Source organism: Comamonas halotolerans (assembly GCF_030162935.1).
Taxonomy (GTDB): domain Bacteria; phylum Pseudomonadota; class Gammaproteobacteria; order Burkholderiales; family Burkholderiaceae_C; genus Comamonas; species Comamonas halotolerans.
This window is the reverse complement of the sequence record NZ_JASAUZ010000056.1, coordinates 45,198-58,448: the sequence shown is the minus strand read 5'-3', so window position 1 is coordinate 58,448 and position 13,251 is coordinate 45,198. Positions and strand designations below refer to the sequence as shown.

The following is a 13,251-nucleotide window of genomic DNA, read 5'->3' as shown; positions in this document are numbered from 1 at the left end:
TGGTGCTGATTCGCCAAATTGCAAAGGAAGATTGAGAAGATGGAAAACGTCCACCCACAACACATCACCATGGATCGTTTTACGTTTGTGCCCAAAGCACAGCAGGCGGAAGGGGCCGGTTTTGTTTCTCAACTGAGTATCGACAGCGGAGAAGGCGCTGCACGCAGCCAGCGCTTTTTTACCTTTGCTCCAGTTTTCGAAACAGCAGAGAGCGCAGTGGCCTATGCACTGGAGCAAGCCAGTCATTGGATGAAGTACAAAACGCTGGCTTAAGTGCCAGCGTTTGAAGCTCGAGGAAAAAGGCCCTTGCTCGAAAGAGTAGGGGCCTTTTATTTGTGCAATATCTTTGTGGTTAAGCGACGTGTACTTCTGGGGCACCTGCTTGCATATGACCGATGATGGCCGCTTCGTCAAAACCATGGCGGCTGAAAATATCCAGCACTTGCTCTACGGCGTCGGGCGAGCAAGATACTAGCAAGCCACCAGAGGTCTGAGGGTCAGTCAGCAGAGCGCGTTGTGCATCAGTGATATGGGATGCCAGCTTTACCGCTTCACCGTATGAAGTCCAGTTTCGGCCTGAAGCGCCGGTAATGATGCCTTGTTCCGCCATCTCCAGCACATTAGGTAGAAGAGGTAGTCGCTTGGCATCCAGATGGGTGGTGAGCTGGGCACCGCGGGCCAGCTCCAGACTGTGCCCCAACAGGCCAAAACCCGTTACATCAGTCAAGGCATGCACACCGCTGAGCTTTGACAGGTCAGCACCGGGGCGGTTGAGTTTGGTGGTAGCCGCAACCATGGATTGGTAGCCGACATCATCCAGAAGATTCTTCTTCAGCGCGGCTGACAAGATGCCCACGCCCAGAGGTTTACCCAGAATCAGAACGTCACCGGCCTTGGCGTCGGCATTGCGCTTCATGTGCTTGGGGTTGACGATGCCAATGCCGACAAGGCCATAGATGGGCTCAACAGAATCAATGGAGTGCCCGCCAGCCAAAGGAATGCCTGCTTCCTGACAGATTGAGGCACCGCCATCCAAAATGGCCGCGATGGTCTCATGGGGCAGCACATTGATAGGCATGCCCACAATTGCCAATGCCATCAGGGGGGAGCCACCCATGGCATAGATGTCACTGAGCGCATTGGTGGCAGCAATACGCCCGAAATCACGCGGATCATCCACGATCGGCATGAAGAAGTCAGTGGTGGCGACAATCGCCTGTTCGTCATTGATGCGGTAGACCGCTGCGTCATCGGCAGTCTCTGTTCCTACCAGCAAGTCTGGGAAAAACTGTTTGGGCAAAGTGCTTTGACCAATCAATTTGGCCAGCACGCCCGGGGCAATCTTGCAACCACAGCCTCCACCATGCGACAAAGATGTGAGACGGGGAGTGGATACGGTAGTTTCAGGAGCTTGTGTCATGGTGATTTCAGAGGCTGCACGCAGCACAGAAAAGTGATTTGCACACGGAAAGATGAGGCATGCAGAGCACATGCAAACCATCATTGTGCGCCAGTTAAGGGGTGGATAGCAGCTTGCGGTTATGCGCGATATCGGAGCAGGAAACACAGTGTCCTGTGAGGGCTGGAAGGGCTTGTGCGAAACAGTTGGATAGAAGCATTCGATAGGTCCACAAATTTGAATCAGCAAACTCGGTGTGCTGGCTGCTAAGTTAGCAGGGACTAAGCCCGCCCAGACAAGCACATTGAGCACGTGATCGAGTTAGCTCAAAGTCCCGGATGCTCCTGCCAAGCAACTGTAAACGCTTGCCCATCATTCATCTCGGCGGAGAACTATGCAGTGTGCTGTGCAGACATTGCTGGACGGATGCGGTGGCAAGGTACCCCATCAACCGTTGTGAAACTGCGTTCAAAGAATGGTTTATGAATGATGCTTTGAATTTTGAATAATAATGATAATTATTGTTAATTACTAGAGGCAACCAATTTCGTCGTTTGAAGCAATAGCCAGCAACGGAGTTTGGTGAAAAATCAAGGTCATTCATGATTCAGAAAAAATTTGCTCTGCGCCGGTTGGTGAGCCATCCGGTATGCATGTGCATTGCTTTAGCACCTTCTGGTGCTGTACTGGCGCAGTCAGTTTCTCCAGTTCTTCCAGAGGTGCAGGTCGAGGCAAGCTCAGCATCAGACTCTGCGCTCAATGCCACGGAGGGCACAGGCCAATACACATCAAGTGGAACTAGCAAGGTCTCGACTCCTCTGGGATTGAGCATTCGAGAAACACCACAGTCTTTGACTGTCTTCACATCTCAGCAGATGGAAGACCAAAAGATGCAGAACATCACAGACGTTCTGAATCAGGCGACCGGCATCTTTGTAAATCGCTATGAAACTCACAGAGGCCAATTCACGGCACGGGGTTTCGATCTGAACACACTAATGATTGACGGAGTTCCCACTACCTGGGATCAGGCTTGGAGTTCAGGCGAGCTATTTAGCAGTCTTGCCATGTATGACCGAGTGGAAGTCGTTCGAGGTTCCACAGGGTTGACATCAGGAACGGGTGACCCATCTGCTTCAGTCAATCTGGTGCGAAAGCGTGCAATGAGCGATGTGCTGACTGGCAGCGTTGAATTGGATATAGGAAATTGGTCACAAAGGCGCGCGTTATTTGATATCAGCACACCTCTGAACGAGGCCAGGACATTGCGAGCACGCATTGTTGGCGAACACTCTCAGGCAGACAGCTGGGTTGATTTGTTGAGAAATAAGTCGCAGACCATTTTCGCCACAGTCGAGGCTGATCTGACGTCAAGCACAATGTTGCGTGCAGGTTTGAGCCGTCAAAAAACGAGTCCCCAAGGCACGATGTGGGGAGGCTTGCCAGCCTGGTATGACGATGGCTCATCCACAGACTGGAGCCGCTCCAAGACTACGTCTGCAGACTGGACGCGTTGGGACACTTCCTATCAAACCTATTTCGCAGGCCTTGAGCAAAAAATGGGCGAGGGCTGGAAGCTCGATATCAATTACGCCCGAGGGAATCGTGAAGCAGATTCCCGCCTGCTCTATTTGATGGGAAGCCCGAATGCTTCCAGTGGGCTAGGCATGTACGCGTGGCCAGGCTCTTACAAAGTGAACACTGAGCAGGACGATTTCAGTGTCCAAGCTGCAGGACCATTTCAACTCTTTGGGCGCAAGCACGACTTGTCCTTGGGCTATTCGTACTCAAAGCAGAGGTTCAATTCAGACAGCCGAAGCGCACAAGGAGCCATGGCTCCTGACTTCAATGACTGGGATGCATCCTGGCAAGAGCCAGTGTGGGGAAGCCTTTCCTACTATGGCAGCAGTGTGACTGAGCAGCAGTCAGTTTACCTGGCCTCACGTTGGGGCTTGACAGATCAGCTCAGGATTATTTTGGGAGCACGTCTCACCAACTATCGCAAGTCGGGCGATGATATTTTTGCCAGCGTATACAGCATTCGCCATAACAGTGAGTTCACGCCATACGCGGGCGTGGTGTATGACCTGAATGATTCCCTGTCGCTGTATGCCAGCTACACGGACATATTCAAGCCACAAAAAGAGCGCGACATCAATGGTCGTTATCTTGATCCAATATTGGGTAAAAGTATCGAGACGGGCATCAAGGGGGAGTTCTTTGATGGAAAGCTCAATGCATCCGCTGCTGTCTTTCAGATTCGACAGAACAATTTGGCTCAGGCCACAACCGAAACGATTCCGGGCTTGGGCGGTGTACCTGAGACAGCCTATCGCGCAACACAGGGAGCGAAAAGCAAGGGGGCCGAGATTGAGGTGACAGGGCAGTTGAAACCAGGCTGGAATCTCAGTGCTGGCTACACACAGTTTTCTGTGCGCGATGCTGAAGGCAAACAAGTGAACACGATGAATCCACGGAAGATGCTGCGCTTGTTTAGCACCTACCGATTAAATGGTTCGTTAAATGCTCTCACTTTGGGCGCTGGCCTCACATGGCAATCGGCAACTTACACAACTGCTGAGAATCCACTCAAGCAGATGAAGCGCATTAACGAGCCCTCATATGCACTGTTTAACCTGATGGCTCGCTATGAGTTCTCCCCGCAATTGTCAGCGCAGTTGAACATCAACAATGTGTTTGACAAGAGTTACAGAGCATTTTTCAGTGCGACAAGCCAGTACACCTACGGCGCACCTCGCAGCGTGTTGCTGTCTGCCAAATATACGTTCTAACAGCTATGCAGAATCGAACCATCAAGATCTGGGCATGGCTGCACAAGTGGAGCAGTCTTGTATGCACAGTGTTCATGCTTCTGCTGTGTCTCACCGGCTTGCCGTTGATATTCCATCATGAGATAGGGCATTTGCTCGGGACGGAAGTTGAGGCTCCGCAATTGCCCCCAGATACAAAACGTGCCAATGTCGATGAGGTCATTGCCGTAGCCCATGCTCAGCATCCGGAGCGTGTTGTTCAATACATTTCTAACGCAGAAGATGATCCCAATATTTGGTTCGTAACTCTGACACCGACACCTGATCCAACTGATGATTTTCGCTCGGTGGCGGTGGATGCACGCACTGCTGAAATCCTTGCTCAGCCGCGATTTGATCAAGGTTTCATGTGGGTAATGTTGAAACTGCATGTTGATTTATTCGCAGGATTGCCTGGCAAGCTGTTTTTGGGATTCATGGGGCTCTTGCTATTGATCGCAATTGTCAGTGGCGTGGTGCTCTACGCGCCATTCATGCGCAAATTGGAGTTTGGAACGGTTCGCCGGAATCGTCGCGCACATATCAAGTGGCTGGATCTACATAATTTGTTGGGCATCGTGACGCTTGTCTGGCTGTTCGTTGTGGGAGCCACTGGCATGGTCAACACCTGGGCAGATTTGATGATCAAGTACTGGCAGCATGATCAGCTCAGTGCATTGGTTGCCCCTTATCAAGGTCAGCCAGTCACTCCTGTTGAGCAGCGCGCGTCACTACAGTCAGCCATGGATGCAGCCATGAAAGAGCTACCTGATTCGCAGCTGTCTTTTGTTGCCTTCCCGGGTACGGCTTTTTCAAGCCCGCATCACTACGCCTTCTTCATGCACGGGAATGAGCCTCTGACATCCAAGCTGTTACAACCTGTCTTGGTGGATGCCCAAAATGGCCAGATCACTGCAGCCCCCACACTGCCTTGGTACTTAACGGCACTGCTCTTATCCCAACCGCTTCACTTTGGTGACTATGGTGGAAGGGCCATGCAAATTATCTGGGCGCTACTCGATATTGCCAGCATCATCGTTCTAGGCAGCGGTCTATATCTTTGGTGGAACAAGCATCGGCAGTCGAAGAAGGAGTCACTGTCCGTGGCCCAAACCGAGGGAAGTGCTGCATGAGTCGTTCTTCACAAACTTTGTCTCTTTGGATGGCGCCAACCGCACTCGGGGTGCTGACGATTGTGGGCTTGATCTCGGCACTATTTAGCGACGGAGGTTGGGGCGATCACTTGGCCAATGTTTGCCTTGCCATCCCGACCTGTGCTTTCATCTGGTATGGATGGATACGAGGAAGCAATAGAAGCGATTGATGCGAAGTCAGATCACTTCAGAGACGAATATGGGTGATTCGCTTTCTAAATTTATGCGCAATCAGTTTCAGTCAACGGGGCTTGGAGTGGCTTTCCAGCCGTTCGTCCATGTTCTCTCCTACGGCCAAAATGAGTGGGCAGTTGATAGGCGTAAAAGCCAAAAGCTGATGTGCTTATCAATGAAAAAGCCCCTTGCGGGGCTTTTAAGAGTTCCATGGAACCCTGAATCTGGCGGAAAGCAGCTGGAGTCGAACCAACCCGAGAGTGGCTAACACCCTCCACCGGGTTTGAAGCCCGGCCGCACCACCGGGTACGGTTGCCTTCCAAAGGAAAAGTCAATTCTAGGGTAAAAATGCTTTCGCTTGCCGATCACACACATGAATAATCATGTCTGCGAGGGGGAATGATGGCACGCTGAAATCAATTGGGCTGGACATCAGCCTCATGGAGCAAGCGTTTCCAGATCGCCATTTCTTCGATCCAGTTTTTTGCAAACTTTTGAGGCGTATCGTCACTCAAAGGAACGAACCCTGCAGTCAAGACACGTGCATTGACGTCTCGTTGCGTCAGGGCAGAGCGAAAAGCCTGTCCAATTTTTTGCACAATTTCAGGCGGAGTCCCACCGGTTGCCACAACGCCTAGCCAGCCAGATATACGCAGTGCTTCCTGCTTAAAGCCTGCTTCTTCAAAAGTGGGAATATCTTGAAGCGCAGGTACGCGGTGAGCGCCTGTAAATGCCAGCGCACGGAGTTTTCCCGACTCGATGTGCTGTTTCAGGGAAAGCGTGCTGCCCATACCCATTTTCAAAGATCCTCCCACCAGCTCCTGGGTCATGGGGGCCTCACCTTTGTATGCAATATGGGTCATGCCTCCATTCGCCAGTTTGTCCAGTGTTACAAATGCAAGATGCGCATGGGAGCCAATGCCATAGGAACCGTAGCTAAGTCTGCCTTTGTTGGCGCGTATGTACTCAACAAGCTGATTGACTGTGTGAACGGGTAGCTCCGAGTTGACGACCAGAACAATAGGGGCCCAGCAGATCCGTGAGACTGGCGCAAAGTTTGTCTGCGGATCAAATGGCATTTTCTTGAATAGAAACTGCATGGAGAGCATGGTGCTCGTGGTGCCCAGATAGAGGTTGTGACCATCGGGAGTGGCTTTGGCTACAACATCGCCACCAATCAGACCAGCGCCTCCTGGACGGTTCTCAATGATCACTGGTTGCTTCAGTTGTGCGGCAAGACCGTTTCCAGTGACGCGGGCTAACACATCGGTAGCACCACCTGGAGCGAATGGAACCACAATGCGAACAGGCTTGGTGGGGTAGCTGGCGGCAGTATCGGCAAATGCCGAAGGTACTGCTGAGGCAGCGAGCAAACATGCCGCTTGCGTGAGCCACAGACGGCGCTCTGGGTGGTGTGAGTCCGTCAGACAATCGATTGCGCAAGCGACAAAATCACGAGAAAAATCACCCATAGCCCACTCCTGACGTGTCCTGGTTGAATTGAGGGACAGTGTGGCGAGTGGTCGCGGCGACTGATGTCGCAGAGGTTGCAGCTCAGGGGTAATTACGGGGCAGGTTTTTACCTGGTCTGACTGTGCCACTGAGCATCAGGACGCAGCACGTGAGCGTCACGCACACGGCGGGTGTAGCCCATGCGGTCAAAGCATTCAATGATTTGAATGGCGCGCTTGCGCCCCAGGCCGGTGGCATCACGGAACTCGCGGGCCACGACTTCGCCATTGGGCGTGGCGCTGGCCAGCGTTTTGATGATGGTTGCCAGCTCATCCATATTGGAGGCTGTGTAGAACAGGTCTTTGACGACCTGAAACAGCGTGCCCTGGCGAGCAAGCTTGCGCAGCAGCTGGCGCACCACTTCTTCTCCGGTGCCAGTGTCTGCGGCCAAGTCGCGCACCCAGGGAGGATCAAAGCGGCCCGCCTGCAATTTGGGCAGCAGCAACTCGACCAGCGATTGCTCGTTGGGTGTGAATTGGACGCTGTGGCTGGGCAGGTGCAGCCAGGCCCCACTGCTAGACAGTTGCTTGCTGCCCAGGAGCTGATCCATCAGTGCACGCCACAGCTTGTCGTGCTGGCTGTGTACCAGCCCAGGCCATGCCATGCGGCGCAGGCGGGCTGCATTGATGCCTGGTTCGTCAGGGTATTTTTCGTGAAAACGTGCCACTGCCTCCATCACTTGCTGCTGCAACTGCTCCCAGCGTGCTGTGTCAATGAAGAGTGCATCGCCATCAGTTTGGGTAATGCGTTCGGTGCCGGCGAGTTCCACACCTTCCATGGTGCGTCCTGACAGGCGCTGCAGCTGTGACAAGCTGATGCCATGGCCAGCGTGGCTGATCAGGGCAGCAGGGTTGCCGGTGGCAATCAAGCCCTCCAAGGCCTGCAGATACGCGCGGCGCTCTGCGCTACGGCGTTTGCGCGCTGGAGCATAGGGGTCAAGGACCATGCCGCCGGCAATCGTGCGGCTGGCTTGTGCATTGCGCAAGATTAACCGGTCGCCTGGGATGGCAAAAACGGCAGTGTCCAGCACCAGTTGGACTGCGACTTCGGTGCCCGGCTCAATGGCAGAGTCCTGCAGCAAGGCCACATGGGCGGTGCAGCGCTGGGTGCCAATGTGCACATGCACTGCAGTCCACTGCTGCATGGGCGGCGCTTCTGCCAGCAGGTGCAGGCGAATGTCGATACGGTCTGTAGATTGCAGCACGCGTGCGTCGGCGATCCAGTCTCCGCGTTCAATGGCTTCCTTGGCAACCCCGGCCAGGTTGAGTGCACAGCGTTGGCCTGCCACACCGACTTCTGCGGATTGGTTTTGGGCGTGGATGCTGCGTACACGAACTTCCTGGCCACTGCCCGAGTGTTGCAGCACATCGCCGACAGCCACCTTGCCGTTGAAAACAGTGCCGGTGACTACCGTACCCTGGCCGGGCAGGGTGAAAACGCGATCAACAGCGAGGCGGAACAAACCGTCTTGTGGCCTGCTGGGCATCATCTGCGCCTGCACTTCCAGATACTCGCGCAGTTGCTGGACACCTGGGTCTCCGGCCTGGGTGGCCGCAGTCTCAAAGATGGGGCTGTCGTGCAGCGCACTGACCGACAGAATGGCCGCGATCTCCAGTTTGACCTCTTCAACACGCTCCGCTAGCACACGGTCGACTTTGGTGAGAGCCACCGTACCTTTTTTCACACCCAGCAGTTGCAGGATTTCAAGGTGTTCCAGCGTTTGTGGCATTACACCGTCATCGGCGGCCACTACCAGCAGGGCGTGATCAATGCCAACGGCGCCAGCAGCCATGGTGTGAACGAATTTTTCGTGACCTGGCACGTCGATGATGCCCAAGACATCACCGTTAGGCAGTGGGGCATAGGCGTAGCCCAGCTCAATGGAAATGCCGCGTGCCTTTTCTTCTTTGAGGCGGTCGGTTTCGACGCCGGTCAGTGCGCGTACCAGGGTGGTTTTGCCGTGGTCAATATGTCCCGCGGTGCCGATGATCATGCAAACACTTTCTAGTCAGCAAAATAAATGAGTGATAGGGGCCCACTGCATGGCTGTTGCACATTGCAGGTGGTTTAGCGAAGTCAGGTGCTCTTCAGCGCATCCAGCTGCTGCACGAACTGTGCTTGCATGGACGCCTCCAGGCAGCGCAGATCCAGCCACAGTGCATCGTCATGCAAACGGCCGATGACTGCGCGGGGCAGGGCACGCAAGCGCGCTTCCAGCTGATTGAGCTGGCGGCCTGCCTGCTTGCCGCTGGCTGGATACAGTTTGAGTCCAAAACTGGGCAGGTTGTCCACGGGCAGGGCGCCGCTGCCAATCTGGCTGTTCATGGCTGCAGTTTCCACCACCCAGGCATTGCCCAGTGCGGTTTGCAGCAACGGAGCCAGGATTTCTGCCTGGGCTTGCATGTCAGCCTGCGGCCGTGTGAACAGGCGCAGTGTGGTCAAACGCTCGGCCAGTTTTTCCGGGTGCAGATACAGGCGCAATGTGGGCTCCAGGGCTGCCAGCGTGAGCTTGCCCACGCGCAAGGCGCGCTTCATGGGGTTCTTCTTGATTTTGGCGATCAACTCCTTGCGCCCGACAATGATGCCCGCTTGCGGACCACCCAGCAGTTTGTCGCCTGAGAAGGTGACGATGTCGGCACCTGCATCCACGGTCTCACGCACAGTGACCTCATGCGGCAACCCCCAGTTGCGCAGGTCCACCAAGGTGCCGCTACCCAGGTCCACCAGCATGTGCAGGCCGCGTTCGTGAGCCATGGTGGTGACGTCGGCGTCTGAGACGGCTTTGGTAAAACCCACCACTTCGTAGTTGCTGGTGTGCACCTTCATCAGCAAGGCTGTGTGTTCCGTCACAGCTTCTGCGTAGTCTTTGGCATGCGTGCGGTTGGTGGTGCCCACTTCCACCAACTGGCAGCCTGCGCGCTTCATGATGTCGGGGATGCGGAAGGCTCCGCCAATTTCGACCAGCTCGCCACGCGAGACCACTACTTCTTTGCCGGAAGCCAGAGTGGACAGGGCCAGCAGCACGGCGGCTGCATTGTTGTTGACAATGGTGGCGGCCTCTGCGCCCGTCAATTCGCAAATCAGTTGTTCCACCAGATCGTCGCGGTCACCGCGACCACCCGTTTCCAGGTCATATTCCAGATTGGCAGGATTGGTGAGCGCCTCCACCACGGCATCGACCGCTTCCTGGGGCAGCAAGGCGCGTCCCAGGTTGGTGTGCAGAACTGTGCCCGAAAGGTTGAAAACGGATTTCAGGCGCGGTGCAAAGCGCTGTGTCAGGTGCTCGCGTACCGCACTGATCAGGCTGTTTTCTTCGATGTGTGCAGCTTGCAGGCTGCCATCGCGCAGGAGGGGGCGCAGACCATCCAGGACATGCCGCACTGCATCGGTCACGCTGGAGCGACCAAATTCAGCCTGCAAGCCTTGCAAGACGGGGGTTTGAAGCAGTTTGTCTACAGAAGGTAGACGCGGTGCGGCAGTGTTCAAAGTGCTAACTCGCAATCAGAGAGAACAATAAATAAAGGCCGCCGAAGCGGCCTTTCGGCATATGGGCGCAAATGCTTATTCTGCCGCAGGGTCAACCAAACCTGGCTCTTGATCGGGTGCTTGCTCTTCGGCAACCGCCACAAACAGCAAAGGGTTGGCGCTGGATCGTCTGAACTTGGTGTTTTCGCTCATCAGCAAGTCCAGCATCAGGCTGGCCAAATCGTCAGCCAGTGGTTCGGCCAAGGGGTCTTTTTCCTGGTTCACCACCTTGCGATAGGTGCCGCATTCGTCGCAGGTTTCTGCGGTAATGACATCCTTGCTGCCTTCAATGGTTTCGTAGTGAATCCCCTTGGTGGATTCGCAGTGAGAGCACTTCACTCGCACCATGTGCCACTCGGTGCAGCAGGTACCGCAGTGCAGATAGCGGTGACCGTTGGCCTGACCGCCGATGCGCAGCACACTAGCTACGGGCTCGCTGGCACATACGGGGCAGATGCTTGCAGGATCGGTGTAAGGCACATCGGCCACGTTCAGGGCTGCTGCGCGTTTGGCGTAAGTGACTTGCAGCGCAGCCATGATGAAGGGGGCCATGCCGATATGGCGTGCAGCCACTTCTTTTTCCAGAAGGCGCTTGGCGATCTCATCACGTTCTGCATGACTGAGTTCACGCAGCGAAGTAATCAGTGGCTGCAGCGGCTCTGGCAGACCTTCATTGCCCGCAAGGGTATTCAGCATGGCGTCCAAAACCAGGTGCCAGGCAGGGTCTACATGCTCGGCAGCTGGCAGCAAAGGCATGGAGAATTGTTGAGCGCGTTCCATGGTGCTGCTGTCCATGGGCTGCAACTCGACGCCAGCAGCTGCGCTGTGTTGCGCATCAACGATCTTGGCTGCAAATTGCAAATAATCTGCAATGGCGTTGCCATCGGAGAGTTGGCGCAGGCGCGCCGCACGCTCGGCAAACAGGCTGGCGACTTGTGGCAGCAGAATGCGAGGGAAGGAGGTTTTGTCCAGCGCTTCGATTTCGCCTGGTTGAAGAATGCGTTGTTGCATGAAAAGGAATCCCTAAATTGAAACCGCCGGTACGCCCAGCGTTGGGCATACCGGCGGCAGTCAACAAGCGTCTAAGTGACTTCTATTTTTAGACCAAATCCTGAGACTTAGTCTTTTTCGCCAGTCATCTTGCGATACCAGCCGCGGTGGTGTTGCTTGGCCCAAGCACGGGTCACTGTGCCATACAACATGGCGCGGATGGTTCCAGTGGTCCAAATAGCCGCATAGACGTGCATGATGATCAAGCCAATCATCCACACTGCAGCAATGGCGTGCACCACGGAAGCTGCGCGAACCATGTCCACAGGCAGCGTCCACCAGGCACGCCACATCACAAAGCCGGAGACAGTGATCAGCGCCATTCCGATGACCAGACCCCAGAACAACAGCTTTTGACCGCCGTTGTACTTGCCTTGTTCAGGCATGTCGTGGTCGTCACCATCGATCATCTTGTTCACGTTCTTGAGCCACTCGATATCGCGAGGCTCAATCACGTTCAAACGCCAGAAGCGGAACGCCATGATGATAAAGAACACTGCCATCACCACACCGATGTAAGGGTGCAGGATGCGTGTCCAGGGACCACCGCCGAACAGCTGTGTCAGCGGGAAGAACGCTGGATGGAAGAAGGCCAAGCCAGACAGCGCCAGCAAGATGAAGCAAATGCCTACCACCCAGTGGTTGGCGCGCTCCGATGCGTTATAGCGCACGAGGTCGCGTGGATTGCGTTTCATTTGCCGTTCTCCTTCTTCTCGGCTGCAGCATCCTTGCGATCCATTTCATCTTCCAGTTCCTTGGACACTTCGTTCGGGCCCTTGGTGATGTAGTGGAACAAGCTGCCGACAGCGGCTGCACCCAGTGCGGCCATAGCCAAAGGCTTGGCCACGCCCTTCCACAGGGAAACCATGGGACTGATCTTGGGATCGTCTGGCAGGCCCTTGTAGAGGGATGGCTTGTCTGCGTGGTGCAGCACGTACATGACGTGTGTACCACCGACGGCGGCTGGGTCATACAAACCAGCGTTGGCGTAACCACGGTTTTGCAGATCGCCAATGCGACGTTCTGCCTGTTCGTGCATGGCCTCTTTGGTGCCAAACATGATGGCGCCGGTAGGGCAGGTCTTTACGCAAGCGGGTTCGCGGCCCACAGCCACGCGGTCCGAACACAAGGTGCACTTGTACGCCTTGTTGTCCTTCTTGGAGATGCGCGGAATATTGAATGGGCAGCCTGTCACGCAGTAACCGCAGCCCACACACTGGTCCTGCTGGAAGTCCACGATGCCGTTGGCATACTGCACGATCGCGCCTGGCGATGGGCAGGCCTTCAGGCAGCCTGGGTCTTCACAGTGCATACAGCCGTCCTTGCGGATCAGCCATTCCAGATTGCCTGTGGCTTCGTTTTCGTATTCCGCGAAGCGCATGACAGTCCAGGAGTCGGCCGTGAGGTCGGTTGGATTGTCATACACGCCGGCAGCCAATGTGCCGACTTCGTCACGCAGATCGTTCCACTCCATGCATGCTGTCTGGCAAGCCTTGCAGCCAATGCATTTGGAGACGTCGATCAGCTTGGCCACTTCGCCGCCGTGTGCTTCACGCACGCTGGGCGAAGGGGTGGTCGTTGCGGAACGACGTTTGATATCGAGAGACATGGTTGAAGACATCAGCTA

Annotated in this window: 10 protein-coding genes and 1 tRNA gene; 3 read left to right on the top strand and 8 right to left on the bottom strand. The window is 55.1% G+C overall.

The genetic code is table 11. The features are described from left to right. Positions 1-39 precede the first annotated feature (39 nt). On the top strand, positions 40-273 hold the full coding sequence (locus QEP11_RS15930) for a hypothetical protein (protein ID WP_284337629.1): 234 nt from the start codon (positions 40-42) through the stop codon (positions 271-273). Positions 274-352: 79 nt separating this feature from the next. On the opposite strand, the gene selD is transcribed toward QEP11_RS15930, so the two are convergent. Continuing rightward, the gene (gene selD, locus QEP11_RS15925) at positions 353-1,420 is read right to left on the bottom strand and encodes a selenide, water dikinase SelD (RefSeq protein ID WP_284337628.1); all 1,068 of its coding nucleotides are present in this window, start codon (positions 1,418-1,420) and stop codon (positions 353-355) included. Positions 1,421-2,001: 581 nt separating this feature from the next. On the opposite strand from selD, the gene QEP11_RS15920 reads away from it, so the two are divergent. Both QEP11_RS15920 and QEP11_RS15915 read left to right on the top strand, forming a co-directional pair. After that, entirely contained in the window at positions 2,002-4,191 is a 2,190-nt protein-coding gene (locus QEP11_RS15920) for a TonB-dependent siderophore receptor (RefSeq protein WP_349816782.1), read from the top strand. A 5-nt stretch (positions 4,192-4,196) separates the two neighbouring features. Continuing rightward, on the top strand, positions 4,197-5,342 hold the full coding sequence (locus QEP11_RS15915) for a PepSY-associated TM helix domain-containing protein (protein ID WP_284337627.1): 1,146 nt from the start codon (positions 4,197-4,199) through the stop codon (positions 5,340-5,342). Positions 5,343-5,762: 420 nt separating this feature from the next. Here the strand turns inward: QEP11_RS15915 and QEP11_RS15905 are convergent. The 7 genes from QEP11_RS15905 to fdxH all read right to left on the bottom strand — a co-directional run bounded on the left by QEP11_RS15905 (position 5,763) and on the right by fdxH (position 13,245). Next, positions 5,763-5,858 (bottom strand) — tRNA-Sec (locus QEP11_RS15905). Between the two features lie 95 nt (positions 5,859-5,953). Continuing rightward, positions 5,954-7,009, bottom strand: coding sequence for a Bug family tripartite tricarboxylate transporter substrate binding protein (locus QEP11_RS15900; protein ID WP_284337625.1), 1,056 nt, complete (start codon positions 7,007-7,009; stop codon positions 5,954-5,956). A gap of 107 nt (positions 7,010-7,116) precedes the next feature. Continuing rightward, on the bottom strand, positions 7,117-9,042 hold the full coding sequence (gene selB, locus QEP11_RS15895; protein ID WP_284337624.1) for a selenocysteine-specific translation elongation factor: 1,926 nt from the start codon (positions 9,040-9,042) through the stop codon (positions 7,117-7,119). Between the two features lie 83 nt (positions 9,043-9,125). Beyond that, complete coding sequence (gene selA, locus QEP11_RS15890) at positions 9,126-10,535, bottom strand: L-seryl-tRNA(Sec) selenium transferase (protein ID WP_284337623.1); 1,410 nt, start codon at positions 10,533-10,535, stop codon at positions 9,126-9,128. 75 nt (positions 10,536-10,610) lie between these two features. After that, positions 10,611-11,585 carry a formate dehydrogenase accessory protein FdhE gene (fdhE, locus tag QEP11_RS15885; RefSeq protein ID WP_284337622.1) on the bottom strand — a complete coding sequence of 325 codons (975 nt, stop codon included), beginning with the start codon at positions 11,583-11,585 and terminating at the stop codon, positions 10,611-10,613. A 107-nt stretch (positions 11,586-11,692) separates the two neighbouring features. Beyond that, positions 11,693-12,319, bottom strand: coding sequence for a formate dehydrogenase subunit gamma (locus QEP11_RS15880; protein WP_284337621.1), 627 nt, complete (start codon positions 12,317-12,319; stop codon positions 11,693-11,695). After that, entirely contained in the window at positions 12,316-13,245 is a 930-nt protein-coding gene (fdxH, locus tag QEP11_RS15875; protein WP_284337620.1) for a formate dehydrogenase subunit beta, read from the bottom strand. The genes QEP11_RS15880 and fdxH overlap by 4 nt, the downstream gene beginning before the upstream one ends. Positions 13,246-13,251: the final 6 nt, after the last annotated feature.

Coding starts and splice junctions, on each gene's coding strand:
- QEP11_RS15930 (WP_284337629.1), top strand. CDS start 40: ATGGAAAACGTCCACCCACAACACATCACCATGGATCGTTTTACGTTT.
- selD (WP_284337628.1), bottom strand. CDS start 1,420: ATGACACAAGCTCCTGAAACTACCGTATCCACTCCCCGTCTCACATCT.
- QEP11_RS15920 (WP_349816782.1), top strand. CDS start 2,002: ATGATTCAGAAAAAATTTGCTCTGCGCCGGTTGGTGAGCCATCCGGTA.
- QEP11_RS15915 (WP_284337627.1), top strand. CDS start 4,197: ATGCAGAATCGAACCATCAAGATCTGGGCATGGCTGCACAAGTGGAGC.
- QEP11_RS15900 (WP_284337625.1), bottom strand. CDS start 7,009: ATGGGTGATTTTTCTCGTGATTTTGTCGCTTGCGCAATCGATTGTCTG.
- selB (WP_284337624.1), bottom strand. CDS start 9,042: ATGATCATCGGCACCGCGGGACATATTGACCACGGCAAAACCACCCTG.
- fdhE (WP_284337622.1), bottom strand. CDS start 11,585: ATGCAACAACGCATTCTTCAACCAGGCGAAATCGAAGCGCTGGACAAA.
- QEP11_RS15880 (WP_284337621.1), bottom strand. CDS start 12,319: ATGAAACGCAATCCACGCGACCTCGTGCGCTATAACGCATCGGAGCGC.
- fdxH (WP_284337620.1), bottom strand. CDS start 13,245: ATGTCTTCAACCATGTCTCTCGATATCAAACGTCGTTCCGCAACGACC.